Origin of the sequence: Nocardia ignorata NBRC 108230 (assembly GCF_001612905.1) — a bacterium.
Lineage (GTDB): Bacteria > Actinomycetota > Actinomycetes > Mycobacteriales > Mycobacteriaceae > Nocardia > Nocardia ignorata.
On the sequence record NZ_BDBI01000011.1, the window covers coordinates 294,709 to 320,360 of the forward strand.

Here is a 25,652-nt window from a genome sequence, read left to right on the forward strand (position 1 = left end):
GGAGCCTCCTGCGCCGAGCATCCGGTACATCGGCGAGCCGACCTGCTCCGGCCCCGGTGGACAGGCTCGCCGGTCGAGTTCACGCCCTTGACCACCCACGATGGCTACGCTCGACGCTACGTCGACCGACGCGATACGAGCCATCAGCGGAAAGGTTACCCGTGAAGATCGCCCAGATCGCCTCCGCCATCACCGCCGCCGCCCTGATCGCCGTGCCCCTCGCGGGCTGCTCCGACGACAGTTCCGACACCGCCGCCACCACCTCGGCCGAGACCACTTCGGCGATGTCGACCTCGGCGGCGACCACCACCGCAAACCCGGCGCGGACACCGTCGCAGATCCTGTCCGCGCATCCCTGGGAGACCACCGGCGCCGTCGACCAGGACGGCAACGAACTGTCGCTCACCGACGCGAACGTCCAGAACTACGTCGGCTTCGCCTATTTCGACGCCGACGGAACGTTCGATATGTACACCCTCGACGACAAGCCGAAGATGCACGGGGACTGGACCGTCTCCGCCGACGGCAAGACCCGCCATATCGTCGCGAGGAACGACGACGGCACGGTGATGTTCGAGCGCGACTCCGAGATCACCGAACTGACCGATTCGATGTTCACCTACCGCACCTACCCGGACCAGAACGACAAGTCGAAGTACGTCGACATCATCCACACACCTACCGACCACCCTGAACCGCAGCGGTAGTCCAGACAATCCGGACACATGCTTGTACCCCGGTGGCCCCGGCTGCCACAAACGCCTACCAGAACTTCATCGATCCCGGTGCGCAGGGCTGCGCCGACAACGCCTGCCCGGGTGTCGATTTCGTTCCGGTCGCCTACGACGCCTCGCTGTGGCCGGTGATCTCGTCCAAGGGGCCGAGGGCGTCGTCCGCGAAATGGGACACCTCGGTCGCGGGTGGGGTCGCCACACTCGATCAGCTCACCCGCCGGCAGCTCGGCGCGCCGGGTACCGCGACCGCGTTCGGCTACTCGCAGGGTGCCACGGTCGCCAGTGAGGAAAAGGCAGCGTTGGCCCGGCTCTCGCCCGAGGACAAAGCCCGGTTGTCGTTCGTGCTGATCGCGAATCCGAACCGGCCCAACGGCGGAATCATCGAACGCCCGGTCCTTTTCGGTGGGATACCGGTCGCCGACATCACCTTCGGGCCACCGACACCCACCGACACCGGCATCGCGACCACCGACATCGCCATGCAGTACGACGGCATCTCCGATTTCCCGGCCTACCCGCTCAATGTGCTCGCCGACGCCAACGCGCTGCTCGGCACACTACTCATCCACCCGTCCTATCTGCAGCCCAAGGGCAACGGCGCGGGAGGTGAGCCGAAGGCGGGCGCCGCGATCTACGGATACCCGGACCGGTCCGAGTTCATCGCGCAACAGAACTGCGACGAGCTTCCACAGCACTGTCAAAACCACGGCGACACAACATATGTCACCATTCCGAACCCTCAGGGCGCACTACCGCTGCTGTATCCGCTGCGCGCCATCGGCAAGCACACGAACCGCACCGATCTCACCGAACCGGCCGCCGCGCTGGCCGAGCCCGCCCTGCGCGTACTCGTCGAAACCGGTTACGACCGCACCGACTACTCCGCGCCGACACCGTTGCGTTTCGACCAGCCGCTCAACCCGCAGAAGACCGCGACGCTGGCCACCGATCTCCCCGCCGAAATCGAGAACCCCACCCACAACACCGACCGCACCCTGCCGGTGGAGACGGTCCTCGCCAACATGGAGGATCTGCTCCCACCTGATCCGGTCGTGTCGCTCGTCCGCGAATTTCTTCCGGCCGCACCCTGACCAGCTGCTATTCGTTCACCAATACACTGGACGCATGAAGCATCGGCACGGCGATGGCAGTCTCGACCTGGTTCAGTTGCGAACCTTCCTGGCCGTCTACCGCTCCGGCTCGCTCACCGCGGGCGCCACCCAGGTCGGCCTGTCCCAGCCCACCGTCACCAGCCAGCTGCAAACCCTCGAAAAAGCCGTGGGCCGACCACTTTTCGACCGCCTCCCCCGTGGCGTCTCCCCTACGCCCGCCGCTCACGAACTGACCGCCCGGATCGCGGACCCGCTCGACGCCCTCGCCGAAGTCACCGGCACCACCACTGGTCACCCGCCGCCCGAACCACCCGTGCTGCTCGGCGGGCCCGCCGAGATCCTGGCCACCCTTGCCCTGCCCGCCCTGGCACCGCTGATCACCGAGGGCGTGCGATTGCAGGTGGTAGCCGGCCTCGCCGACGACCTGCTCGCCGAATTACGCACCGGCGCTCTGGATCTGGTCATCTCCGCCATCCGGCCGCGCGGCCGGGCCGTCGTCGCCGAACCCCTGGCCGACGAGGAATTCGTCCTCGTCGCGAACCCGGCCACCGCCGCTCGCATCGACACCGGACGCCTCGAACGCGGCGACGCCACCGCACTCGCCCACGTCTCCCTGGTGAGCTATGCCCCCGATCTGCCGATCCTGCGCCGCTATTGGCGCCACGTCTTCGGGCGCCGCCTCGAACGCCGCCCCGCCGTCGTCGTTCCCGACCTGCGCGCGGTCCTCGCCATGGTGACAGCAGGCGGCGGCGTGAGCGTGTTGCCACGCTATCTGTGCGCGTCCGCCTTGGCTGCCGGAACCGTTGTCGCGCTTCTCGATCCGGAAGACCCGCCGATCAACACCGCCTACCTTGTCGGCCGTTCCACTCGCACCGAACGCCCCCACGTCGCACTCGTCCGCACCCGCCTTCGCGAGGCGGCGCCGACCTGGTGATTCACCGGGCGGCCGGGCACCCCGAATCGGGTGGGCGCCGAGCGCTTCGGTGATCGGATAAGATCGCAGAGCTCTTTCGGTCCAGCCAGCGGCTGAAGGAGCCAGTTTGCGCTGCGGGCGCTCGGGATCGGAGACATTCGTGCACACCGCTGGATTTCGGCTGTCCACCTGCGGGAGAAGACCCACTCGCCGAAACAGTGTGAGCGTCAGGACCGGCATTCCCACGGGTCGCCGTGCCGCGCAGTGACACAACCGCCGCCGATCTCCTGGTCACCGAAGCCGCGGCCCTGCCGGGCCGGGCAGCCCGGATCCTGCTCGTCGAGGATGACCCGGGTGACGCGCTGCTGGTAGAGGAGCTGGTGGCCGATCTCGGCGCCGGACCGCGCCTGGAGTGGGTGCGCACCCTGGCCGAGGCGGGCGAACGGCTGCGCACCGACACCCCCGATTGTGTCCTGCTCGACCTGCACCTGCCCGATGCCAACGGGCTCGAGGCACTGGCGCGACTGCACCAGATCGACGACCAGATCGCCGTCGTGGTGATGACCGGGCTCGACGAGGAGCAGACCGGGCTCAACGCCCTGGCCGCGGGCGCGCAGGACTACCTCGTGAAGGGCCGGGTGGAGCCCGAATTGTTCGGTCGCGCGGTGCGTTACGCCATCCAGCGTAAGCACGCCGAGCGCACGACCGCCGCCCTGCGGGCCAGCCAGATGCGGGCGCAGGAGAACGCACGCCTGGAACGCGGCCTGCTGCCCACTCCCCTGCTCGGTGCCGACCGCGCCGTCGAGGTGCTCGCCCGGTATCGACCCGGCGCCGACCACTCCCTGCTCGGCGGTGACTTCTACGACGCCGTCCAAGACGCCGACGGCGTGGTGCACGTGGTGATCGGCGATGTCGCGGGTCACGGCCCCGACGCCGCCGCAACAGGCGTCGCGCTCCGATTGGCCTGGCGCACACTGGTTCTCAGCGGCGTCACCGGTGCCCGTCAGCTCTCTTTGCTCGAGGAACTTCTCGTGGCCGAACGCCGCGACGAGCAAACCTTCGCGACGGCGACCGTGCTGCGGCTCGACCCGGTGACCAGGCTGGTTCAGGTCCGTCGAGCGGGCCATCCGGGCATGCTGCGGCGCGCGGCGGGCATCTCGAGCTGGTTGGAAGTCGACGGTGGCCCGGCCCTCGGATTCGTCCCAGGCCACGGGCAGTGGCCTGCGCACGAGCTGAGTCTTGCCGAGAACGCCGCGTTGATGCTGTTCACCGACGGACTGTTCGAAGGCCACGTCGGCGACGGCAGCCGACGACTGGGCGAGGACGGCCTGCTCGAACTCGCCAACACCCTGCCCATCGCACACCCGGACGAATTCGTCGACGCGCTGATCGAACGAGTAGAAGACCAGGCCGCCACCGCGGGCGGCCTGGACGACGACGTGGCCATCCTCTATGTGCGATGGCGCGACAACGGAAGGCTTGCGCAGTGACGACCACAGCCCACGACCGGAAACGGTTGATCAGCCGGATGACGGCTCAGGGCTGGTTCCAGCTCGTCTTCGCCTCGATGATCGTCGCCGTGATCGTCGGTGCCGTGGCAGGCGCCCAGGTCATCGCCCACACCAACCGCGTCACCGACCGGCTGGTGGCCCAAACGCTTCCGGCCGCCGCCGAGGCCGCGCGACTACAAGGCGCGCTGGTGAACGAGGAGGCGGGCATCCGGGGTTACGTGCTCACCCGTGATCCCCTGTTCGTGTCGCACTACACCAGCGCCAGGCAGGACGAGGCGAAAGCCGTCGAGCGGCTCGAGCAGTTGATCGAAAGCCGTCCCGAACTCCAGGCCGACCTGACCGCTCTGCTGACCGCCGCGGACCTGTGGCGCACCGCGTATGCCGAGCCGGTGATCGCCCAGGGTGGCGCGCCGAACGGGACAGACATGGGCATCACCTACTTCGGTGAGTTGCGATCACGGTTCGCCACCCAGAACGACAATCTCACCGCCGCCGTCGACCGCGACAACAGCCGGCTCGACACCGCCCGCACCACCCGCAACCTGGTGCTGTCGGGCATCGTGGTCGCCTTCCTGGTGACGGGAGCGGCGCTCACCGTCCTGGTGCGCCGCCTCGTCGTCCGGCCGCTCGGCTATCTCACGGAGTCCTCCCGCCGCGTCGCGGCAGGCGAATTCGACTCCCGCATCGATCCCGTCGGCCCCTCCGACATCGCGCTCGTCTGCGCCGCCGTGGAGAACATGCGCGACCATATCGTCGCCGAACTCGCCTCCTCGCGCGTGCAGGAATCGGTGCTGCACCAGCAGAAACAGGAACTGGCCGACCAGGCGGAGGAACTGCGGCGCTCCAATACCGAACTCGAGCAGTTCGCCTACGTCGCCTCCCACGACCTGCAGGAGCCGCTGCGCAAGGTCGCCTCGTTCTGCCAGCTGCTCGACAAACGCTACGGCGACCAGCTCGACGAACGCGGCAAGCAGTACATCGACTTCGCCGTCGACGGGGCCAAACGCATGCAGATACTCATCAACGACCTGCTCACCTTCTCGCGAGTCGGGCGCGTATCCGACGGCACCGAACCCGTCGAGCTCGCCGACAGTCTCGACGCCGGGCTCACGGCGCTGTCGTCGAGCATCGAGGAGACCGGCGCGGTGATCGAGCGACCGGAGCAGCTGCCACGAGTCGAGGGCGAACCGACACTCCTGGTCATGTTGTGGCAGAACATCATCGGCAACGCGATCAAGTTCCGCACCCCGGGCTCGACGCCGCTGATCCGGATCACCTGCACACCGGACGACACGGGCTCGGGTTGGCAGTTCAGCGTCGCCGACAACGGCATCGGCATCGACGCCGAATTCGCGGACAAGGTTTTCGTCATCTTCCAGCGCCTGCACGCCCGCGACGCCTACAGCGGAACCGGCATCGGGTTGGCCGTCTGCAAGAAGATCGTGGAATTCCACGGCGGCCGGATCTGGATCGACACCGACTATCACAACGGCACCCGCCTGTGTTTCACCCTGCCCACCCTCGACGAATCCACCACCGCATCCGACGCCCGGAAAGAGGCTATCGCGTGACCGTTCCCGGCCAGCCCATCGATATTCTGCTCGTCGAAGACGACCCCGGCGACGAATTGATGACGAGAGAGGCGTTCGAAGACAACAAAATCGGCAATACCCTGCATGTGGTAAGAGACGGTGAGGAGGCCCTCGACTTTCTCTACCGTAACGGCAACTACGCGGATGCGCCGACACCCGACCTGATCCTGCTCGATCTGAATCTCCCGAGATACGACGGCAGGCAGGTATTGGAGAAGATCAAGGCCGACCCCGAGTTGTCACCGATTCCGGTGGTCGTGCTGACCACATCCGCCGCCGAGGAGGACATTCTGCGCAGTTACAAGTTGCATGCCAATGCCTATGTGACCAAACCGGTCGACCTCGACCAGTTCATCGCGGCCATCCGGCAGATCGACGAATTCTTCGTGCAAGTCGTCCGGCTGCCGAGGGTGCGCTGACCGGCTTCACAAGCAGGCGATGAGCATGGTGACGACGGTGCCGGATTCGGTTGTCTCGACGTCGAATTCGCTGCTCACCGCGCGCATGATGGTCAGTCCCCGGCCGCGCGACTCGTCGGTGACCGCGGCACCCGGCCGCCAGCTGCCGTGGTCGGTGACGACCACACGAATGTGACCGTCGGTGACCGACGCGCCGATTTCGACCGGTCCACCATCACCGCGATGTCCGTGCTCGACAGCATTGGTACACGCCTCTCCCGCGGCCAGAACCACATCGTCGACCAGTGTTTGCCGCGCCGGAATGTCGCTCAGCCAAGTACGCAGCGCACGACGGACCTCGACCAAACGATCAGCCTTCGCAGAAAATTCCAGATAGAAAGGTTTCAGGGTGTTCTCCTGACCGGACGGGCGCCTCGGCACCGAGCTGTGTGCTGTCGGTCTCGCTTCTGGCATTTACCCCATCCGATCCACTGCTAAGCAGGGCGCAAGTGTGATGCATACTTCCGGCGAGGATAGCGCGGAGACATGAGACCTCTTCTGTAAGGTCCGCTTTCATCGGGTAAGTTGAGTAAGATGTGTTCGCCGACCCCGGCGACACCGAGGCAAGAGGTGGAAAGTGGCGAATCGCGACCAGAACGGAATCCCCGACCTCGATGTGCAGGTACGCGCCGAAGACGGATTCGAAATCCTCACCGTTCGCGGCGAAGTCGACATGGCATCGGCGCCGCAGTTGCAGGCCGCGCTGGAAAAGGCACAGCAGGGTGGGAATACGCTCGTCGTCGACATGACCCAGGTGGGATTCCTCGGGTCGGCCGGACTCAGCGCACTGCTCGTCGTGTCGAAAGCGGCACCGGGCCAGTTGCGGGTGGTCGCGTCCCGTGAGGTCGCCCGCCCCATCGAGCTGACCGGCCTGGACAAGCTCCTCGCCGTGTACAGCACTCTCGAAGCGGCCGTCGCCGCCACCGACGGGGCACCCTCCGCGCTGTAAGCGCACGCCGGGCGGTGCCCGGATCGGTCGTATGCGATCCGGGCACCGCGGCACTCACATCGGATAGACCGAGTGCTTGCGCGGGTTGAATTCCCGTGCCACAGGCGGTTTGTCGCGCAACAGGCGGAGCGCGTGGCGGATCTCGAGCCGGGTACGCGCCGGTTCGATGACGGCATCGATATAGCCGCGTTCGGCCGCGATCCAGGGCGTGGCGACCGTCTCGTTGTACTGGTTGATCATGAATTCCCGTGCGGCGGCGCGATGTTCCTCGGGGACCGCCGCCAGCTGCCGCTTACCGATCAGGTCGACCGCGCTCTCGGCGCCGATCACCGCGATCCGCGCCGTCGGCCACGCGAAGCTCACGTCGGCGCCCACCTGACGCGCCGCCATCATCCCGTAGGCACCGCCGTAGGACTTGCGCACCACGAGATTGATGATCGGCACGGTGGCCTCGATGATCGCCCTCGGCACCCGGCCACCACGGATGATCACGCCCGCCGCTTCCTGATCGAGCCCCGGCAGCACACCGGGCGTGTCGACGACGAACACCAGCGGGATGTTGAACGCATCGCAGAGCCGGATGAAGTAGGTCGACTTGTCCGAGCACGCCGCGTCGATCGAACCACCCAGCACGAGCGGCTGATTGGCGATCACGCCGACCGGATACCCGTCCACCCGCGCGAAGCCGGTGATGAGGTTGGGGGCGAAAGCCGCACGGATCTCGTGGAATTCGCCGTCGTCGAAGATCCGCAGCAGGATCTCGTGCATGTCGTAGCCGATGCGATCCGAGTCGGGAATGATCGTGTCGAGCTCACGGTCCGAGCCGGTGATCTCCGGCTCCAGACCGGGATTCACGATCGGCGGCTGCTCGAGACAACTCGACGGCATGTAGCTGAGGTAGGCCCGCGCCCAGGCGTAGGCATCGGCCTCGGTCTTCGCCACGTGGTGCAGCGTGCCACGTTCGGCCTGCACCGCGGCCCCGCCGAGGTCTTCGGCGCTGATGTCCTCACCGTTGACGGCTTTGATCACCTCCGGCCCGGTGACGAACATGTACGAATCCTCGGTCCCGATCAGCACATCGGTATTGATCGGCCCGTACACCGACCCCGCCGCGCACTTGCCGAGAATGATCGACACCTGCGGCACATACCCCGACAGCTTCTCCAGTACCCGGGAGATGTCACCGAACGACGCGATCGACCCCACCGCGTCCTGGATGCGCGCACCGCCGGAGTCGTTGATCGTCACCACGGGACAGCCGGAATCGAACGCCAGCTTCAGCGCCCGCATGAACTTGCGCGCCGACACCACACCCACCGATCCGCCGTACACGGTCTGGTCGTGCGCGATCACCACCACCGGCCGCCCGTCGATCAGGCCGCGCCCGGTGACCAGGCCGTCGCCGTAGAGCGCGTCGGGCTGGTCGGGCTGGCGCGCCAAGGCGCCCACCTCGATGAACGTCCCGGGATCGAGCAGCATGTTCAGCCGCTCCCGCACGCTCGGCACGCCCTTCTTCGCCCGCTTCGCGACGCCGGCCGCACCCGCGGGTTCCGCGGCGATCGCCAGGATCTTGACCAACTCGTCGAGCTTCGCCTGCGTTGTCGCCACGCTCGCTGCCACCTTCCAACCACCTGTAGTACTCCGGGCGAACCTAGGCCCAATCGCGCGCGCACACGACGCCTGTGTGCGGTATGTGGACAGGTCACAGTGATCGGTGGCGATCCCTCGTGGTTCCGACAACCCCGTTGTGGTCCGCGCCGAACCACCGGTCCATACCTGATCGCGCGGCACAAGGCGATATGGCGACCGCGCCGAATTGTTGTGGATTTCTCCGAGAATGGCGCGTCGAACCAAATGGAAACGTCAAAAGCCGTCGCCGACATGTGAATTCGAGATTGCCGCCGTGATCTGATCGAGATGTCCCGAACATGGGATGTTCACCGAATGCGAGGAAGTACGTATGAACTCCAGAATTGCCCGCCCGATTGCCCTTGCCGCCCTTGCCCTCTCGGCCGCCGCGCTCGGCACCGGCACCGCGACCGCGGCCGGCCCCGTCGCCGGGTCGGTCGAGGTGTGCGCGCCGCTGCCGCTGGGCCCGCTCGAGCTGAGCCTGTGCCTCTGACCGGCTAGATCGGTGCGGTGAGCTGGTGTGGGCGGGCGTCGGGGCCGCCCACACCGGCGTGTATCCGGTACTCGTCGTAACCCTAATCATTCCGCTATTCTCTTGACCTTTGTCACAAGCGAAGCCCGGACGTGACAATGGCCTACGCGGTAGTTTGGTCACTTGCCCAGCGATCTGGGTGGGAAGGATTCATCATGGCTGTCACAACTTCCATCGAACCGTTCTTGACCGCTTCGGGCCGCCCGGTGTCAACCCCGTTGAAAGACGTGCGCACAATCTCGCGCCAGATGGTGGTGCATTTCATCGAAAACGTCGTCCCCTGCGCGACGCTGCCGGGCGAAGCGCTCGACGGCGACGTCACCACCGTCACCAGGGTCTGCCTCGAGCTCACCCGAAGCATGCTCGACGGTCGCGACCTCCCCGGCCGGGTGGAGCGCGTGCAGGCCGCCGCCGCCGACTGGGCGCGCGAGGGCATCCCGATCGACACCATCCACCACGCCGTCCACGAAGGCTTCAAACTCGGCTTCGACCTGGTGATCACCAATGTCACCAACCACGACTACGACACCGTGGTCGGCGTGGCCCGGCGCCTGATGGACGCCCAGGACATGATCACCTCCGCCGTCTCGGCGGCCTACGTGCGCGAGCTTCGCGCCGTCGTCAGCGAGCACCACACCGCCGTGCACACCCTCACCTCCGCGCTGCTCGGCGGCCAGAACACCTCGACGATGGCCCGCGAATGCGGCATCGAGGTCGCCGACGAATACCACGTGATGGCCCTCGAACTGCCACCGCACCCGGAGGAATCCGAGCCCGGCCTCAACGCGAAAGTCGTTGCGCGGCGCAAGCTGCGGCGCGTGCAGGCCGAACTCGCCAACCGCTGCGACGGCAAGGTGCTGTCGCTGCTCAGCGTCGACGGCGGCACCCTGCTGCTGCCCGCCACCGAGTTCACCGAGCCCGAGCTCGACGAGCTGATCGTGCACCTGTCCACCGCCGCCCAGGTGCCGGTGCGCGCCGTGGTGATGTCGGCCGCGCCGGGCGAGATCCCGCGCGCCGCGGAACAAGTCCACGAGCTCGTCGAGATCGTGCACCGCCTCGGCGGCCCGAGCAAGGTCTACCGCCCGCACGAACTGGCCTTCGAATACCAGCTCACCCGCCCCGGGCCCGCCCGCGACTACCTGAGTTCGGTCGTCGATTCGCTCGAAGCGCATCCGGAGCTCATGCAGACCCTCGAGGTCTACATGGCCACCAATATGCAGCGCTCACGCACGGCCCGGAAGATGTTCATCCACACCAATACCGTCGACTACCGCCTCAAGCGGATCAGCCAGATGACGGGCTTCGACCTCAACGACGTCACCGGATTGTGTTACCTGCGGGCGGCGCTGCTCATCCGCGCACACCGAGGAACGGCGTCGAGCGACATCTCCCCTGACCGGGGTTCCCGCGCCGGCTGAGGGCCGTGTGCCCCCATTTCTGGGGTCTGGCCGCGCTTTCCTACGAACGGGATCGTTCTTCGATAAGGGTGCACTGTCGCGTCGCGCGAGCCTCACCGGGGCTGACAGCGAGCGTGGGCACCTGTCCGAGCACCCGTGATCGCTCTCTCGATCACCGGTTCGGCGATCGAGAGGAACCCCGTTGTCCAGACTCCGGCTTGTCATCCTGACCCTCGTCACCGCTCTGGTCGCCCTGGCACCCTCGTTCATCCCGGCTCCCGCACAGGCCGCGGCCACGGTGCGGTGGGAAGCGCGGGTCAGTGACCGCATCCGCGACATCGGGATCTCCTCGCCGAACCTCGAGGGGCCCGACTTCGCGGTGAAGGTGGTGCGGTTGCTGCTCCCACCCGGCTGGTCGAAAGACGCCACCCGTACCTGGCCCACGATCTGGGTTCTGCACGGCGGGTTCGACGATCACAAGTCCTGGACCGACAAGGGCGATCTCGAAGCCCTCACCGCGAACACCGACGCCATCTACGTGCTCCCCGAAACCAGTTGGTGCAGCGCCTATTCCGACTGGTGGAACTACGGTTCCTACGGCGCGCCCGCCTGGGAGAAATACCTGATGGGCGACGTGCGGACCCTGCTGGAATCGACCTACCGCGCCAACACCACCCGCGCCATCGCGGGCAACTCGATGGGCGGTCTCGGCGCGATGAAATTCGCCGCGAAGTACCAGGGTTGGTTCCGTTCGGCGGCCAGTTTCAGCGGCAACGTCGACCCGCTGCACGACTCGGACGCTCCCGGCGAACCGGACAAGCCCGGCCAGGGATGCGCCGCGGACTGGAAACGCGTCTGGGGTGACTACACGGCCCAGCGCCACATCTGGGAGCAGAACAACCCCTACACCCAAGCAGCCGAGCTGACCGGTATCCCCCTGTTCGTCAGCTACGGCAAGAACGGGCTCGTCGAATCCGCTGTCTACGAGCAGAACTCGCGCTTCGTCGCCAAACTGGAGAACACGCCCGGCGCGGATGTCAGGGAACGCTACGACGCAGGGGCCGGACACGACTGGCCGGCCTGGTCGTCGGCGATGTCCTGGGCGCTGCGGGATCTGTTGCGCTCCGTGGGCGTCGGCTGATCGGTGCCGGACCGCCGGCTCACGGAGGCTGCTCGGCATCGCGAGCCGGATGCGCGTGAATATCATGGGGAGGGAAGACTGTGTCGACGGAATGGCTGTTCGCTCTGATTCCGGGTTGCCTGGGCTCGGTCTTCTTCGTTATCGGCCTGGTCTTGATTCGCCGTACTCGAAAGTTGAAGAGTTCCGGCGCGAAAGCGGTCGGCACCGTAGTCCGATTGGCGACCAGTTCGGGACAGAACGGCACCCTGTATCACCCGGTGGTCCGGTGGGTGACGGCTGATGGGCGCACCGTGGAGGAACGCGCCGTCATGGGTAAGTCGTGGATTGTGAATTTCCGGCCCGGTACGCCGGTACTCGTCCATTACGATCCGGATCGCCCGGCGAAGATGGTCATCGAGGGCTACAGCGCCGGTTCGGAATGGTTGTTCTGCCTGCTTGGCGCGGGTGTACTCGGCGTGACTCTCGCAGTGTGCCTGGCGGCGGCTTTCTGAGCCCGGCGGCCCTTTCGCTCATGGTGATCAGATAGCGGCATTTCGGAACAAAGCCTCCCGAGGGCCCGGCTGGACCGGGCATGACTCTCGGAATCGCGCTCGCCGTCGAAAACGCCACCAACTACGTCGACGACATCGTCGAGCAGGCACGCTGTGTCGCCGAACAGGGTATGCCCGCGGTGTGGTTCGGGCAGCGGATGGACTACAACTTCCCCATCCTCGCCGCGATCGTCGAACGTGAGGCACCTGCCGGACCCAGGACGCTGAGCGAACACATCGTTCCCGAAATCATCGAGGCGGCAACCATTCCCCGCGGATCGTCGCTTTCGTGCCTGCCGTCGTCACCGCGGATGTCGAGTCGGCCCATTCCGAAGCGTTGCGGCACTTTGCCTTCTATGAGCAGATCCCGTCCTATCGCCGCGTCCTCGACCTCGAAAGAGTCGCCAGAGCGGCAGAACTCGCACTGATCGGTGATGAGGAGACCGTCGCCGCGGGCATCGGCCGCTACTTCGACGCAGGCGCCACCGAAGTCGTCCTCACCGCGACCGACCTCACCGGCCCGGCCGACCACCGCCCTAGTGGGCGAAATGGCCAGACGGGGCTCCGCTGCCATCAGAATGTCATGTCTGAGGCCGCGAGTCCCGGGTAAGCAACCGGCTGAGGCGAGTCGAGAACGAGAGGAGTTCGATCTCGTGGAAGACCTGTTGCGGCCGATGCTCGTGGTGTTCGGCACGATCGCGATCACCGTGGCCGCCGGCCTGGCGATCGACCGGCTGCTGCGCTACAGCGCCCGCCGCCGTCCCGGTGTCCACCTGAATTCGGTACGCCGGGTCCGGGTGCCCCTCCAATTACTGCTCGGCACACTGCTTTTGCGTGCCCTCTACCCCTTGGCCGACGTGGATCCACGCCGCGACACGGTGGTCCAGAATTTCCTCGCCACCGCCGCGCTGATCGCGGCGGCGTGGTTGGTGATTCGCGCCACCGATGCCGTCGCCGAGCATCTGCTGCGCCGCTATGCCCAACGCACAACCGAGGTTTCACGGGTGCGGCAGTTGCGCACCCAACTCGGACTGGTGCGCCGCATCATCACCTCGGTGCTCGTCGTCACCACCGCGGCGGTCGTGATCCTGCTGCTGTTCCCCAGCCTGCGCACACTCGGCACGTCGATGCTCGCCTCGGCGGGCGTCATCGGCATCATCGCGGGCGTGGCCGCCCAATCCACCCTGAGCAACCTGATGGCCGGGCTGCAGATCGCCTTCGGCGACTCGGTCAAGATCGGCGACACGGTGGTCGTCGAAGGCGAATGGGGCGTGGTCGAGGACATCACCCTCGCCTTCCTCACCGTCCGCATCTGGGACGACCGCCGCCTCACCATGCCGGTCTCCTACTTCAACAGCAAGCCCTACGAGAACTGGTCACGCGGCGGCTCCGAAGTCACCGGCACCGTCGCCCTTCACCTCGACCACTCCACCCCCATCCCCGCCCTCCGCGAACACCTGCACACCTACCTGCGCCAACGCCCCGACTGGGACGGCCGCACCTGGAGCCTGCTCGTCACCGACAGCACCCCGACCAACATCGTCGTCCGCGCCGCCATGTCCGCCGCCGACGCCGACGACGCCTGGACTCTGCGCTGCGCCGTCCGCGAGCAACTCCTCACCTGGCTCTCCGACCATCACCCCCACGCCCTCCCCAAAATCCCCACCCTCATCACCAACCCCACCGACACACTCCCCGAACCAGTCTCGACCTCGTCCCGAAACGGCCATCTACCAGCCGATTAGTACTCACACGGACTGTTGCGGTAATCTTTCCGAGCACCCGGCGACGGGGGCAAGGAACGGGCTGTGGCGCAGCTTGGTAGCGCACCTGACTGGGGGTCAGGTGGTCGCAGGTTCAAATCCTGTCAGCCCGACAGTGGAAACCCCTCTGACCTGAGTCGGAGGGGTTTTCTTGTGTCCGGGATTCGACGTGGTTTGCCCGAACCGCACAGAAATCCCACATTAATGCTTGAACCGATCGGTAGAGGGCCGTTCTCGGGGCCCGTTCGCGTAGAGCTGAGGTGGAACAACCGGTCAGCAGCCGACCTCCTCCGGACAGTGACACGTCGTCGTACGGCGGTTCAGCGCTGCGGCTACGCTCCGATCTGTGACGTGGACGGCGGCAGTCTCGTGAGTAGAAGCGGTGTGGTCGAGGCAGCACGCGTCGCCTTGTCCGCACAGCACCCGGCCGGCTCGTCGGAGCCGTGTGCCTATGCCGTCGTGAGGATGTTCGACGCCACCGTGGGGATCGCCTATCTACCCGACGTCCAGGAAATCGAACGCCGCCGACGGCTCGGTCTCGGCGCGGTCACCCGATTGGACCTGTTGGACGCTGTGATGAATTTGCCGGTCGGGCTGCCGATCTCCGTCGGTGATCTCACCAGCCGTGAGCGCCGGGTCATCGGGCAGGCGCCGGCCGGCGTCGTCGAGGTCGAGGGCGGCAACTACGTCCGACGTGCCAGGGCGCCGATATCGGCCCGGTTGGCCGTGGTGGCGAGCCGAACATGGCAGGAAGGGCTGCGCTCGGCGGGTCGGTTCGCCCCGTTCTGTAGCCGTGCGATGCTCCTGCGATCGATCCCGACCGATCTCGCGGAAGCGCAGATGCAAGCCTCGTTCTTCGGGATCGGCATCTGCGTGTCCGACGCATCCGGGCCGCGAACGCTCGTCGAACCGCAACTGTATGTGCGACAACGACATTCGTGCGGCCAGTGGTTGTTCGCCGAGAAGCTGTACGAGAAGACTAGCGCGTCCGAACTCGCGCGGTAGTTCCCGGCATCGGCCACCACTCGGGTAGCTCTGCCCAGGAACGCAGAGTACTCGGCGGCTGGAACGCACCGGGCTGCCTGATCCGTGCATTGAGCACCGCGGCGTAATCCACGGCTGCCGAGCAAAGGGTCTTCCACCAGGTGGCCCGCCCGTCCACTGTCGGCTGGTCGTAGAGGTCGTTCGCCCACGACGCCCACACGTGCACATTGTGGCGGTGCGCGTCGAGAGTTTCGTCCCGGCCGACGAACCGGTCCATCGGCCGTCCCTGACACGACAGGCACGCACACACCGGCGGCCGGCTGTCGGCGAACCGCTCGACGAGCGTCGAGCCCTTGTAGAAGGACATCAGTTCGGCGAGCAATACGCTCGGTGAGGGGTCGTTCCCCCCGCCGAACGACCGCTGTCCGAAGGGGATGACGTGGCGAAGGCTGCCGCCGGTGCCGAGGGACGTCGCGTAGGCGCCGTGACTCATGGCGTCGAAGCCGGTGAGATCTGTTCGCAGCACGGCGACATCGCCTCCCTCGGCCACGAGTCGACGCAAATTCTGGACCGCCTCCGCGTTTCTTCGCATAGGGTCGAACTGTCCACCGAGCAGCACCGCCTTGGGCCGGTCGAGCCCGGCGGCTGCCGTGATGAGGTGGTCGATGTGATCGTCGCGCAGCCAGGCGATATCGATCGGCAGACTGACGATGACATCGTCGCGCCCGATCCGGTCGGCCGTACGGATCACCGCCCTCAGCGCGTCATCATTCCCGGCGCCGAGGTAGCCGGTCGGCGTCAGCGCCAGGTCCGCCCCGCAGTCGCGCTGAGCTTGCAAGTAGTCGTCGAGCGACAGCGGGAACAGATGTTGCGACTCGTCGTCATCGAGCACGAAAGGCTCTTGCTCGGTGGCCAGGGCACGGCGGTACCCTTCGGGATCCCGGAGCAGCAGCAGGTCCGGATGCTCGCGGCGCAGGGTCTTGATTCCGGCGGCCGCCGTCTTGCCCGTCAGCACCAGCCCAGCGACAGGGGTGGGAAGGGACACGAGCGCGCGGGCGGTATGCATGTTGGCGTGCAACAGGATTCGATCGTGCAGCACGGACACCGGCTCCGGCAGCGGCGTAGGCCCGGACCGGCGCGCGATGTCGGGCACCTCGGCTCCACCTCCGTATCCATTCGATCCACGCATCCTCGTCATCGAACGACCACCCCCATTTGCCTCGCCGACCGGCTCCGAAAACGATTGTCCCAAGCCGACGGTGCCTTCCGCGCCTCATCGCGTGAACGACGGGAATCCGTCTCAGCAGAGGCACCACCGCCCTTACGAGCCCGACGGCCACCGAGTACGCGTACGACGCAACCGCACCGCAAGACGCACGACGAAATCCCTCTGACACCGAGTCAGAGGGATTTCGCTTCTTGCCGTTTCGACGTCGGTCAAAGTCCAGAGAACGTTTTTGGACTTCGTCGCCTGCCTAGGGCGCGAGCCGGCGCCCGGCGCGTAGCGCTCGTGACCGCGCAATCACCGCGAGGACGCGCTTGTTGCTCGCCGGCCGAACCGACCGGGTCGGTCCGGCCGGTTCGCGGGCGTGATCGCGTAGTCAGGAAATCGCTTGGCTTACGGCGTTGGGCCCGTCGAACGTGCGGTCGGGCAGGTCCTGCAAAGCGTCGAGGATGTCGGAATCCGCACCGTTGCTGCGGGCGGTGTTCACGATGCCGTCGCGATCGCACGGGTAGTCGATGCCGGACAGGTACTTCTGGACCTGGATCGGGTTGATCTGGCTCATGCTGTGCTCCCTTCGGTTGGATTAGCGGACAACGTGGGGGCCTTACCACCGCGCTCGGTTTCTAAGCAGGTGCGAAGAGGTCGATGGTTCGTGAGGCACGCCGACTAGCCGACGTAGCGGCGGGCGGTGGAGTTGCGTTGGGAGGCTTCGAGCAGGACGAGGCCCGCCTCGACCTGGGCGGGCAAGACCTTTCGTTCGCGCAATACCCATGGCAGCCCGCGTAGGGCCGCGAATACGGCGGCGGCTGTCGTACGGTCGGCGGGGGCCGATCTGAGGATGTCGGCGGTACGGCGGGCCGCGCTGCGGGCCGGTCGGCGCAGCCACAGGGTCCACAGCGTGTTGCGGATTCCGAGCCCGCGACGGTGGGTGGCGTCGCGGGTGCGGGAGGGCTCGTGGTGGATGATCATGTCCTCCACCCAGCACATCCACCATCCGCGTGCCGCGAGATCCAACGCGAGCAGCTCTTCCTCGCCCGCGAACCACAGGCGCCGGGAGAAGCCACCCACCTCCTCGAACGCGCGCACACGGAAGGCGGACAGACCGGCCATCACTCCCAGGAGCGCGGGCCCGGGCAGCCAGTCGGGGCCGGCGATCGGCGAATCGCGGAATTCGGGAGTGATCGGGTCTTCGCGCAGGTCGGGTGCGACGAGACAGCGTCCCGTCACCGATCCCAGGCCGGGATACTCGTCGAGCAGATCCGCCGCGCGAGTCAGCGCACCGGGCTGCCAGCGGGTGTCGTCATCGCAGAAGGCCACATACGGCGTTCGCACCCGCTCGACGGCGAGGTTTCGACCGAGAGCGCCCAGGTTTTCGACGGAGCGGATCAACTGCACCTGCGGGTAGTTCGCCGCGACCGCGTCGGCCGTGCCGTCGGCGGAACCGTTGTCGACGAGGATGATCGGGGCCGCGTCGGGCAGCGCGGTCATATGCGCGAGGGTCTGCAGCAGCTGGTCACGCCGGTCGCGGGTGATGATGACAACCGTCATCCGGTGTGTCGACATCGGTCAGCTCCTTGTGTGGGCGAGTTCGAGTGTCCTGGCTCGGGTTTCGATCTCCGGGGGCAGACGACGCCGCTGTGCCAACGCTTTCGGCAGCCGTTGGACGATCTGGGCGACGGTCAAGAGCGTCTGCGGCTCGCGCACGATCCGGCGAACCAGGTCGAGCGACTCCGCGGCGCAGTGCCGTAGTGGTCGCCGCATCCAGGTGATCAAGGCGTTGTTGCGCTGTTCGGCCCGCCGCCGCCACGCCTGCGGGGGTCGGTGGGTGGAGGGGTGATGGTGGGCCCGCACCGTCGGCACGTAACACAGATGCCAACCGCGGGCGGCCAGGTCGAGCGAGAGCAAGCGTTCCTCGGCACCGAAATGCAGCAGCGGGCTGAATCCGGCGGCCTGCGCATACGCCTCTTTCCGCACGATCGCCGCACACGCCAGAAAGCCGAGAACCGACGGACCGGGCAGGTCCGGATCGTGTCCGAGCGGGCTGTCGGCCATCAGTTCGTTGACGGGGTCGTCTCGATGTTCCGAGCCGACGAGGGTGCGGCCGGCGATCAGGCCCACCTGTGGATAGGAGTCCAATATCCGTTCGGCTTCGGCGAGCGCGTCGCTTGCCCACCACGAGTCGTCGTCGCTGAAGGCGACGTACGGTGTTCGGGCGATCGCCACGCCGAGATTGCGGGCGGCCGCTCCACGATTGTCGGCCAACCGGACAACGTGTACACCCGGATATTTTTCGGCCGTGTCGGCGGTGTTGTCGTCGGATGCGTTGTCGAGTACGACGATCGCCGGGCGCGGTCGAAGCGTGCACAACTCGGTGAGCGTTCTCGCCAATTCCGTCGCGCGATTTCGAGTGGCGATGACGACCGTGATCTTGCTCGTACTCATGACGCCCGCCCCGGCAGCAGCTCCTCGAGCGACTCCGAAATCGATGCGTCCATCGTGCAGAAGTTTGCCCATCCGATGACGAATACGCACATGCCTCGACACATACCCGGTGTCCGCCGCGCCAATCAGCGGGGCACCGCGCGGTTTGATCACGCGGCGAACGGCAAGAACTACGGCATGATCAGTCCGCGCAGAATTCTTCTGTGGCATGTGCACGGCTCGTGGACTACCGCCTTCGTCCAAGGGCCGCATCGCTACCTGTTACCGGTGACCGACGAGCGCGGGCCCTGGGGCCTTGGCCGTTGCGGACGCGACTGGCCGAATACCGAAGAGGTCACCGTCGGGGCGTTGCGCGACATCGAAGTGGATGTGATCGTGCTGCAGCGTCCCGAGGAGATCGAACTCGCGCATCGATGGCTCGGGCGTCGACCCGGCGTCGACATCCCCGCTGTCTATGTAGAGCACAACACCCCACGTCCCAGCGCGGCGCTGACCACGCATCCGATGGCGGAGCGAAGCGATATACCGGTCGTGCACGTCACCCATTTCAACGAGGTGATGTGGGACAACGGCACGGCGCCCACGCGTGTCATCCCGCACGGGATCGTGGATCCTGGTGAGCTCTACACCGGCGAACTGCCCCACGGTGTCGCGCTGATCAACGAGCCGATGCGGCGCGGGCGGATCACCGGCAGCGATCTGCTGACCCGCTTCGCGCGCGAAGGGCCGGTCGATCTCTACGGGATCGGCGCGCAGGACTTCCGGCCGCAAGGGCCGACCGCGCATCCGGTCAACGGGATAGCGGATCTGCGGCAGTCGGCATTGCACCCCGAGATGGCCAAGAGGCGGGTCTACCTGCACACCGCGCGGTGGACTTCGCTCGGGCTGTCGCTGCTGGAAGCCATGCACCTGGGAATGCCGGTGGTGGCGCTGGCGACCACCGAGGCCGTCAGCGCGGTACCGCCCGAGGCGGGCGCTCTCTCCACGGACGTCACCGCTCTCACCGCGAGATTTCGCGAATTGCTGCACGAACCCGATCTGGCGGTGCTCGCGGGGAAATCGGGACGGCAGTTCGCGCTGGAGCACTACGGCCTCGAGAGCTTCCTGCATCGCTGGGATGGCCTACTGGCCGAGATCACCGAATAAGGGCGGCATCCAGGTCAGGAAGGCGGAAACATGAAGATCGCGATGGTGTCCGAACACGCCAGCCCGCTCGCCACCTTGGGTGGCGTCGACGCCGGCGGGCAGAACGTGCACGTCGCGGAGTTGTCCGCAGCCCTGTGCCGGCAGGGTCACGACGTCACGGTGTACACACGGCGCGAGAGCGCGCGGGTGCCCGACACTGTCACCACCGCACCGGGCTATCGCGTGGTGCACGTTCCGGCGGGACCCGCGCATCCCGTGCCGAAGGACGAACTTCTGCCCTATATGCCGGAATTCGGAAATTTCCTGCGCGCGCGGTGGCGCGACGACTGTCCCGATGTGGTGCACGCCCATTTCTGGATGTCGGGTCTGGCCGCTCTGGCAGCGGTTCGCGACACCGATACCCCGGTGGTACAGACTTTTCACGCACTGGGTGTCGTGAAACGTCGGTATCAAGGCAACGCCGACACCAGCCCGCCCGACCGGCTGCGACTGGAACAGCAGGTGGCCGAGCAGGCAGACCGAATCATCGCCACCTGCACCGACGAAGTGTTCGAACTCGCTCGGATGGGTGTTCCGCGCCACCGGACGTCGGTGGTTCCCTGCGGCGTGGACCTGCACCAGTTCTCCCCCGAGGGCCCGAAAGCCGCGAGAACAGCCGAACACCGCCTCATCAGTGTGGGGCGACTCGTGCCGCGAAAGGGTTTCGACGTCGCCGTCACCGCCCTCGCCGAGCTGGCCGGGACCGAACTGGTACTGGTCGGCGGACCGGACGGCCGACTGGCCGACGACCCGGAAGCGCAGCGGCTGCTGCGGTCGGCCGACGATCTCGGCGTCGGCGACCGGCTGCACATGCTCGGCCAGGTGCCTCGAACGCAGATGGCTCCCCTGTTGCGTTCGGCCGACGTCGCGGTGTGCACACCGTGGTACGAGCCGTTCGGCATCACCCCCCTCGAGGCCATGGCGTGCGGTGTTCCTGTCGTGGCCGCCGCCGTCGGCGGTCTCATCGACACCGTCGTCGACGGCGGCACCGGCACCTTGGTTCCCCCACGCGATCCCTCCGGGCTGGCAGCGGCGATCCGCGAACTGATCGACGCGCCCGCACTCCGGCGCCGGTACGGTGCGGCCGGGCACGAGCGCGTCCATACGCGCTATTCGTGGGACCGGGTCGCGGTGGAGACGCTGCGCGCCTATCGCCGGACCGCGGGCGCACGCGTCGCCGACGAGCGAAAGCAAGCACAGTGAGTACCGCCGCGACGCGCGCGTTGGTCACCGGCGGTTGCGGTTTCGTCGGATCCCATCTGTGCGAGCAACTCCTCGCGGCGGGCACCGACGTCGTCGCCGTCGACAACTTCGCCACCTCCACCCCCGACAATGTGGCGGGTCTACTGCACCGGCCGGGCTTCGAACTGCTCCAACACGACGTCACCGAGCCGTTGCCCGACATCGGCTCCTTCGACGTCGTCTACCATCTCGCGTCGGCCGCCTCGCCGCCGGACTATCTGCGGCTACCGATCGAGACGCTGCGAGCCGGCTCGCTGGGCACGACCAACGCCCTGGAACTGGCCGAGCGGGATCACGCGCGTTTCGTACTCGCGTCCACCAGCGAGGTCTACGGCGATCCCGCGGTGCATCCGCAGCCCGAAAGTTATTGGGGCAACGTCAATTCGATCGGCCCGCGCAGCGTGTACGACGAAGCCAAGCGGTACGCCGAGGCGTTGACGATGGCGTACCGCCGCGAGCGTGGGGTCGACACCGGCATCGCCCGGATCTTCAACACCTACGGCCCACGCATGCGTGCCGACGACGGCCGGGTGGTGCCGACGTTCATCGCGCGGGCGTTGGCGAACGCACCGCTGACCGTGGCGGGCACCGGTGAGCAGACCCGCTCGCTGTGTTACGTCGAGGACACCGTGCTCGGGTTGCGCGCATTGGCCAGGTCCGATCATCCCGGACCGATCAACATCGGTAATCCGCACGAGTTGTCCGTGCGGGCGCTCGCCGAAGAGATCCGCATCGCCACCGACAGCTCGTCGACGCTGGAATACATCGAGGAGGCGGTCGACGATCCCAAGCGGCGCTGCCCGGACATCTCGCTGGCACAACGCGAATTGGGCTGGCAGCCGATGATCACCCGGACCGAGGGGTTGCGACGCACGATCGAGTGGTTCGCCCGGCAGCGATGCGTGGCGCGGACGGTTTAGCCCCGACTTAACCGGGTAGCGCGTACGCAGGTACCGGCGGGGGTGCAATCTTCCGCCGCCTCGATGAGAAAGGCGAGCCGTTGCGCATTCTCGGAATCAACGCAGTGTTCCACGATCCCGCCGCAGCGCTGATCGTGGACGGCGAAATCGTCTCGGCGGCGGAAGAGGAACGGTTCAGCCGCCGCAAGCACGGTAAGAGGCCGGTGCCGTTCTCGACGTGGGAGCTGCCCGAGCAATCGGCCGCGTGGTGCTTGGCGCAGGCGGGCATACGTCCCGATCAGCTCGACGCGGTGGGTTACTCCTACGATCCGGGGCTGGTCGATCATTCGCTCGACGGTCTCGATGAGCAGAGCGAGCAGACTCGCACGGATTACGCCCGCCGCGCGCCCGCCTTTCTGCGCGCCGCATTACCCGGTCTGGATCCATCGATCGTCCGCTTCGTCCGCCATCACGTCGCGCACGCTGCGTCGACGGCGCTGGCGGCGCCGCTGGGTGATTCGGCGGTGTTGGTCGCCGACGGACGCGGGGAGAGCACGTCCTATCTGGCCGGGGAATACCGGGACGGCAAATTCGTGGAACTGGCGTCGCAGCGGCTGCCGCATTCGCTGGGGTTGATGTACGAGGATCTCACCCAGCACCTCGGATTCGAGCGTTCCAGCGACGAGTACAAGGTCATGGCCCTGGCCTCCTATGGCGAGCCGCGATTTCTCGACCGGTTCCGGGAACTGCTGTACACCACCGGCGACGGCGGATTCCGTACCGAACCGGTGCCGTGGGAGAGCTTCGCACCGGCCGGACACGGCGGTGACTTCGGGAGCGAACACGCCGACCTGACCGCAAGCGTCCAGCGCCGGTTGGAGGACGTGCTGCTCGAGCTGATCACCTGGCTGCATCGGCAAACGGGTCAACGCAACCTCACGCTGGCAGGCGGTATCGCCTTGAACTGTGTGGCCAATACGCGCCTGCACGACGAAGGACCGTTCGACAACGTCTGGGTCCAGCCGGCCGCGGGCGACGCGGGCACCGCGCTGGGCGCGGCATTGCAGCTGGCCACGGAGTTCGGTGAGCCCGTCGCCCCGATGCGGGGTGCCGACCTCGGCCGTGAATGGAGCGACTCCGAACTCGAATCCATTCTGCGTGCGGCGAAGGTCCGCTACACCCGCTCGGACGATGTGGCGGCCGAGGTGGCGCAAGCCCTGACCGACGACGGCATCGTCGCCTGGTTCCAGGGCCGTGCCGAATTCGGCCCGCGTGCGCTCGGGCACCGCTCCCTGCTGGCCCACCCCGGTCGGGCCGCGAACCTCGAGCGTCTCAACGATGTGAAGGGCCGCGAGCAGTTCCGACCGGTGGCCCCGATGGTGCTCGCGGATCGAGCGCCCGAGATCTTTTCGCGTGGGCCGCTGCCCAGTCCCTACATGTTGTTCGTCCACGATGTCGCCGCCGACTGGCGCGACCGGATTCCGGCGGTCACCCACGTCGACGGCACCGCGCGGGTGCAGACGGTCGACCCCGCCGACAATGCGCTACTGGCCCGGATGCTCTCGGAATTCGACAAGCGCACCGGTGTGCCCGTCGTGGTCAATACGAGCCTCAACACCGCGGGCAGACCGATGGTCGATTCCCCCCGTGACGCACTCGAATGCTTCGGTTCCGCGCCGATCGACCTGCTCGCCATCGGCCCGTTCCTGGTGTGGCGCCGATGAATCCACCCATCGACTACAGCATCGTCATCCCGACCACAGGCCGCGAGAGCCTGCGGGTACTGCTGCGCGCGCTCGCTGCCGCCACCGGTCCGCCGCCCAGGGAGATCATCGTCGTCGACGATCGCCCGGACGGCGGAGAACTTCCCCTGGTGGATACCTCGCCGCAGGTGCGGGTGCTCCACTCCGGTGGTCGCGGACCGGCCGCCGCGAGAAATGTCGGCTGGCGGCACGCATCGGGTACCTGGGTGGCTTTCCTCGACGACGATGTCGTCACCACACCCGATTGGCCCCACCGTTTGGCCGAGGACCTCGCGGGTCTCGATGAGACGACGGCCGCTTCCACCGCGCACATCGAGGTGCCGCTGCCGACCGATCGCAAACCGACCGACGAGGAACGGGGAACGGCGGGCTTGACCGTCGCGCGCTGGATCACCGCCGACATGGCCTACCGCAGAGCGGTGCTACTCGCCGTGGACGGTTTCGACGAACGCTTTCCCCGTGCCTTTCGCGAAGACGCCGACCTCGCGATGCGGGTGTGCCTGGCCGGCTACCGGATCGCCCAGGGTGAGAGGGTCACCACCCATCCGACGCGCAGGTCGGGGCCGATGGCCAGTGTTCGAGCCCAACGGGGAAACTTCGACAACGCGCTGATGCGGCGAAAGTTCGGCCCTCGGTGGCGGCAGCGGATCGGCGAAAGACCCGGCATGCTCGGCCGCCACGCGTTCACCACCGCACTGGGCGCGGCCGCCGTGGGTTCAGGCGTGGCGGGCCGTCAGCGCTGGGCTCTCGGTTTCGCGGCGGCATGGGCGGCGCTGACGACCGAATTCGCCACGCGCCGGATCGTGCAGGGTCCTCGAACCGCGGGTGAGATCGGGCGAATGGTGGTGACCAGTGCGCTGATCCCGCCCGCCGCGTGCTGGTATCGGTTCCGCGGCGAGATACGGCATCGCAACGCGACGCCCTGCTCGCCGCCGGCCCTGCTGTTCGACCGGGGCGACACCGTCCTCGGGGACGTTCCCGACCTCGCCGATCCGTCGATGGTCTCGGTGGCAGAAGAACTCACCGCCGGAAGTGAGTCCACGAACAGGAGGTAGGCCTTGAACGAGGATCATTTCGCCGTCTTGTCCAGCGCGTTGGAGCGGAACCGTTCCTTGGCACCGGGACTTCGCAGATGGGGTCGCGAACTGGCCGCGGTATTCGACAACGGCGGCAGATTGCTGGCCTGCGGCAACGGCGGCAGCGCCGCCGAAGCCCAGCATCTGACCGCGGAACTGGTCGGGCGCTTCCGCAACGAACGACGGCCGCTCTCGGCGATCGCGCTGCACGCCGACACCTCCGCGGGCACCGCGATCGTGAACGATTACGGCGAGGCCGAATTGTTCGCGCGTCAGGTCCGGGCACACGGCAGGACCGGGGACGTGCTCGTGCTGCTGTCCACCAGTGGAACCAGCCAGAACGTGGTCGCGGCGGCCAAGGCCGCGCAGGAGATAGGCGTCACCACCTGGGCGATGACCGGACCCGCGCCCAATCCCCTCGCCGCGCTCTGCGACGACGCGCTGCCGGTCGACGCGCCGAGCACGGCTACCGTGCAGGAGGTTCATCTGGTCATGGTGCACGCGCTGTGCGAGTCGCTCGACGAGGCGCTGGGAATCCCGACATGAAGCCCCTGGTCGTGGTCGGCGCGAGCTCG

General features: G+C 66.9%; 26 protein-coding genes and 1 tRNA gene. 21 read left to right on the forward strand and 6 right to left on the reverse strand.

The window, feature by feature from the left end; genetic code table 11:
- Positions 1–161: 161 nt before the first annotated feature.
- The 6 genes from NI2_RS10770 to NI2_RS10795 all read left to right on the forward strand — a co-directional run bounded on the left by NI2_RS10770 (position 162) and on the right by NI2_RS10795 (position 6,281).
- On the forward strand, positions 162–707 hold the full coding sequence (locus NI2_RS10770; RefSeq protein WP_067488974.1) for a DUF4822 domain-containing protein: 546 nt from the start codon (positions 162–164) through the stop codon (positions 705–707).
- 32 nt (positions 708–739) lie between these two features.
- The gene (locus NI2_RS10775; RefSeq protein WP_067488976.1) at positions 740–1,825 is read left to right on the forward strand and encodes a PE-PPE domain-containing protein; all 1,086 of its coding nucleotides are present in this window, start codon (positions 740–742) and stop codon (positions 1,823–1,825) included.
- Between the two features lie 34 nt (positions 1,826–1,859).
- Entirely contained in the window at positions 1,860–2,780 is a 921-nt protein-coding gene (locus tag NI2_RS10780) for a LysR family transcriptional regulator (RefSeq protein WP_067488978.1), read from the forward strand.
- Positions 2,781–3,046: 266 nt separating this feature from the next.
- Positions 3,047–4,249 (forward strand): PP2C family protein-serine/threonine phosphatase, encoded by a 1,203-nt coding sequence (locus tag NI2_RS10785; protein ID WP_371851959.1) that lies wholly within the window; start codon positions 3,047–3,049, stop codon positions 4,247–4,249.
- A gap of 38 nt (positions 4,250–4,287) precedes the next feature.
- Complete coding sequence (locus NI2_RS10790; protein ID WP_067489226.1) at positions 4,288–5,841, forward strand: sensor histidine kinase; 1,554 nt, start codon at positions 4,288–4,290, stop codon at positions 5,839–5,841.
- Positions 5,838–6,281: a response regulator gene (locus tag NI2_RS10795; RefSeq protein ID WP_067488980.1), complete on the forward strand. Its 444-nt coding sequence runs from the start codon at positions 5,838–5,840 to the stop codon at positions 6,279–6,281. Before NI2_RS10790 ends, NI2_RS10795 begins: the two co-directional genes overlap by 4 nt.
- A gap of 6 nt (positions 6,282–6,287) precedes the next feature.
- Here the strand turns inward: NI2_RS10795 and NI2_RS10800 are convergent, their stop codons facing one another.
- Positions 6,288–6,734, reverse strand: coding sequence for an ATP-binding protein (locus NI2_RS10800; protein WP_084476323.1), 447 nt, complete (start codon positions 6,732–6,734; stop codon positions 6,288–6,290).
- A gap of 163 nt (positions 6,735–6,897) precedes the next feature.
- On the opposite strand from NI2_RS10800, the gene NI2_RS10805 reads away from it, so the two are divergent.
- On the forward strand, positions 6,898–7,269 hold the full coding sequence (locus tag NI2_RS10805; RefSeq protein ID WP_067488991.1) for an STAS domain-containing protein: 372 nt from the start codon (positions 6,898–6,900) through the stop codon (positions 7,267–7,269).
- A 54-nt stretch (positions 7,270–7,323) separates the two neighbouring features.
- Here the strand turns inward: NI2_RS10805 and NI2_RS10810 are convergent, their stop codons facing one another.
- A complete protein-coding gene (locus tag NI2_RS10810) occupies positions 7,324–8,877 on the reverse strand; it encodes an acyl-CoA carboxylase subunit beta (protein ID WP_067489229.1) in 1,554 nt (517 codons plus the stop codon).
- Positions 8,878–9,229: 352 nt separating this feature from the next.
- Between NI2_RS10810 and NI2_RS34405 the strand changes: the two genes are divergently transcribed.
- From NI2_RS34405 to NI2_RS10850, 8 genes are all read left to right on the forward strand, one after another.
- The gene (locus NI2_RS34405) at positions 9,230–9,391 is read left to right on the forward strand and encodes a hypothetical protein (protein WP_166655790.1); all 162 of its coding nucleotides are present in this window, start codon (positions 9,230–9,232) and stop codon (positions 9,389–9,391) included.
- Positions 9,392–9,585: 194 nt separating this feature from the next.
- A complete protein-coding gene (locus NI2_RS10820) occupies positions 9,586–10,848 on the forward strand; it encodes a PucR family transcriptional regulator (protein ID WP_067488994.1) in 1,263 nt (420 codons plus the stop codon).
- Positions 10,849–11,029: 181 nt separating this feature from the next.
- Positions 11,030–11,968: an alpha/beta hydrolase gene (locus NI2_RS10825; protein WP_067488996.1), complete on the forward strand. Its 939-nt coding sequence runs from the start codon at positions 11,030–11,032 to the stop codon at positions 11,966–11,968.
- An 80-nt stretch (positions 11,969–12,048) separates the two neighbouring features.
- Entirely contained in the window at positions 12,049–12,459 is a 411-nt protein-coding gene (locus NI2_RS10830) for a DUF3592 domain-containing protein (RefSeq protein WP_067488998.1), read from the forward strand.
- A 328-nt stretch (positions 12,460–12,787) separates the two neighbouring features.
- A complete protein-coding gene (locus NI2_RS34640; RefSeq protein ID WP_174552195.1) occupies positions 12,788–13,108 on the forward strand; it encodes an LLM class oxidoreductase in 321 nt (106 codons plus the stop codon).
- Positions 13,109–13,151: 43 nt separating this feature from the next.
- Positions 13,152–14,243, forward strand: coding sequence for a mechanosensitive ion channel family protein (locus tag NI2_RS10840; protein WP_067489002.1), 1,092 nt, complete (start codon positions 13,152–13,154; stop codon positions 14,241–14,243).
- Between the two features lie 57 nt (positions 14,244–14,300).
- Positions 14,301–14,374: transfer RNA gene (locus NI2_RS10845), tRNA-Pro, on the forward strand.
- Positions 14,375–14,726: 352 nt separating this feature from the next.
- Positions 14,727–15,266 carry a hypothetical protein gene (locus tag NI2_RS10850; RefSeq protein ID WP_133734092.1) on the forward strand — a complete coding sequence of 180 codons (540 nt, stop codon included), beginning with the start codon at positions 14,727–14,729 and terminating at the stop codon, positions 15,264–15,266.
- On the opposite strand, the gene NI2_RS10855 is transcribed toward NI2_RS10850, so the two are convergent.
- The 4 genes from NI2_RS10855 to NI2_RS10870 all read right to left on the reverse strand — a co-directional run bounded on the left by NI2_RS10855 (position 15,241) and on the right by NI2_RS10870 (position 18,912).
- Positions 15,241–16,398 carry a hypothetical protein gene (locus NI2_RS10855; protein ID WP_067489005.1) on the reverse strand — a complete coding sequence of 386 codons (1,158 nt, stop codon included), beginning with the start codon at positions 16,396–16,398 and terminating at the stop codon, positions 15,241–15,243. The two genes, NI2_RS10850 and NI2_RS10855, sit on opposite strands and share 26 nt — an antisense overlap.
- A 448-nt stretch (positions 16,399–16,846) precedes the next feature.
- Complete coding sequence (locus NI2_RS10860) at positions 16,847–17,032, reverse strand: DUF2795 domain-containing protein (protein ID WP_067489007.1); 186 nt, start codon at positions 17,030–17,032, stop codon at positions 16,847–16,849.
- Positions 17,033–17,136: 104 nt separating this feature from the next.
- Positions 17,137–18,033 (reverse strand): glycosyltransferase family 2 protein, encoded by an 897-nt coding sequence (locus NI2_RS10865; RefSeq protein ID WP_067489009.1) that lies wholly within the window; start codon positions 18,031–18,033, stop codon positions 17,137–17,139.
- 3 nt (positions 18,034–18,036) lie between these two features.
- Positions 18,037–18,912: a glycosyltransferase family 2 protein gene (locus tag NI2_RS10870; RefSeq protein WP_067489011.1), complete on the reverse strand. Its 876-nt coding sequence runs from the start codon at positions 18,910–18,912 to the stop codon at positions 18,037–18,039.
- A gap of 177 nt (positions 18,913–19,089) precedes the next feature.
- Here NI2_RS10870 and NI2_RS10875 point away from each other — a divergent pair, with 177 nt between their 5' ends.
- The 6 genes from NI2_RS10875 (at position 19,090) to NI2_RS10900 (ending at position 25,623) form a co-directional block, all read left to right on the forward strand.
- Positions 19,090–20,058 (forward strand): glycosyltransferase, encoded by a 969-nt coding sequence (locus NI2_RS10875; protein ID WP_067489232.1) that lies wholly within the window; start codon positions 19,090–19,092, stop codon positions 20,056–20,058.
- A 30-nt stretch (positions 20,059–20,088) separates the two neighbouring features.
- Positions 20,089–21,300 (forward strand): glycosyltransferase, encoded by a 1,212-nt coding sequence (locus NI2_RS10880; RefSeq protein ID WP_067489013.1) that lies wholly within the window; start codon positions 20,089–20,091, stop codon positions 21,298–21,300.
- Positions 21,297–22,259 (forward strand): UDP-glucuronic acid decarboxylase family protein, encoded by a 963-nt coding sequence (locus tag NI2_RS10885; RefSeq protein ID WP_067489015.1) that lies wholly within the window; start codon positions 21,297–21,299, stop codon positions 22,257–22,259. The genes NI2_RS10880 and NI2_RS10885 overlap by 4 nt, the downstream gene beginning before the upstream one ends.
- 80 nt (positions 22,260–22,339) lie before the next feature.
- Positions 22,340–23,962: a carbamoyltransferase family protein gene (locus NI2_RS10890; protein ID WP_067489016.1), complete on the forward strand. Its 1,623-nt coding sequence runs from the start codon at positions 22,340–22,342 to the stop codon at positions 23,960–23,962.
- Positions 23,959–25,056: a glycosyltransferase family 2 protein gene (locus NI2_RS10895; RefSeq protein WP_084476352.1), complete on the forward strand. Its 1,098-nt coding sequence runs from the start codon at positions 23,959–23,961 to the stop codon at positions 25,054–25,056. Before NI2_RS10890 ends, NI2_RS10895 begins: the two co-directional genes overlap by 4 nt.
- A 3-nt stretch (positions 25,057–25,059) precedes the next feature.
- A complete protein-coding gene (locus tag NI2_RS10900; protein WP_067489020.1) occupies positions 25,060–25,623 on the forward strand; it encodes a D-sedoheptulose-7-phosphate isomerase in 564 nt (187 codons plus the stop codon).
- The last annotated feature ends 29 nt before the right edge of the window (positions 25,624–25,652 follow it).

Bases quoted from the DNA above. Each gene is read 5' to 3' on its own strand.
- NI2_RS10780 (WP_067488978.1), top strand. From the start codon at position 1,860: ATGAAGCATCGGCACGGCGATGGCAGTCTCGACCTGGTTCAGTTGCGA.
- NI2_RS10790 (WP_067489226.1), top strand. From the start codon at position 4,288: ATGACGGCTCAGGGCTGGTTCCAGCTCGTCTTCGCCTCGATGATCGTC.
- NI2_RS10800 (WP_084476323.1), bottom strand. From the start codon at position 6,734: ATGCCAGAAGCGAGACCGACAGCACACAGCTCGGTGCCGAGGCGCCCG.
- NI2_RS34405 (WP_166655790.1), top strand. From the start codon at position 9,230: ATGAACTCCAGAATTGCCCGCCCGATTGCCCTTGCCGCCCTTGCCCTC.
- NI2_RS10820 (WP_067488994.1), top strand. From the start codon at position 9,586: ATGGCTGTCACAACTTCCATCGAACCGTTCTTGACCGCTTCGGGCCGC.
- NI2_RS10850 (WP_133734092.1), top strand. From the start codon at position 14,727: ATGTTCGACGCCACCGTGGGGATCGCCTATCTACCCGACGTCCAGGAA.
- NI2_RS10860 (WP_067489007.1), bottom strand. From the start codon at position 17,032: ATGAGCCAGATCAACCCGATCCAGGTCCAGAAGTACCTGTCCGGCATC.
- NI2_RS10865 (WP_067489009.1), bottom strand. From the start codon at position 18,033: ATGTCGACACACCGGATGACGGTTGTCATCATCACCCGCGACCGGCGT.
- NI2_RS10870 (WP_067489011.1), bottom strand. From the start codon at position 18,912: ATGAGTACGAGCAAGATCACGGTCGTCATCGCCACTCGAAATCGCGCG.
- NI2_RS10875 (WP_067489232.1), top strand. From the start codon at position 19,090: ATGATCAGTCCGCGCAGAATTCTTCTGTGGCATGTGCACGGCTCGTGG.
- NI2_RS10880 (WP_067489013.1), top strand. From the start codon at position 20,089: ATGAAGATCGCGATGGTGTCCGAACACGCCAGCCCGCTCGCCACCTTG.
- NI2_RS10895 (WP_084476352.1), top strand. From the start codon at position 23,959: ATGAATCCACCCATCGACTACAGCATCGTCATCCCGACCACAGGCCGC.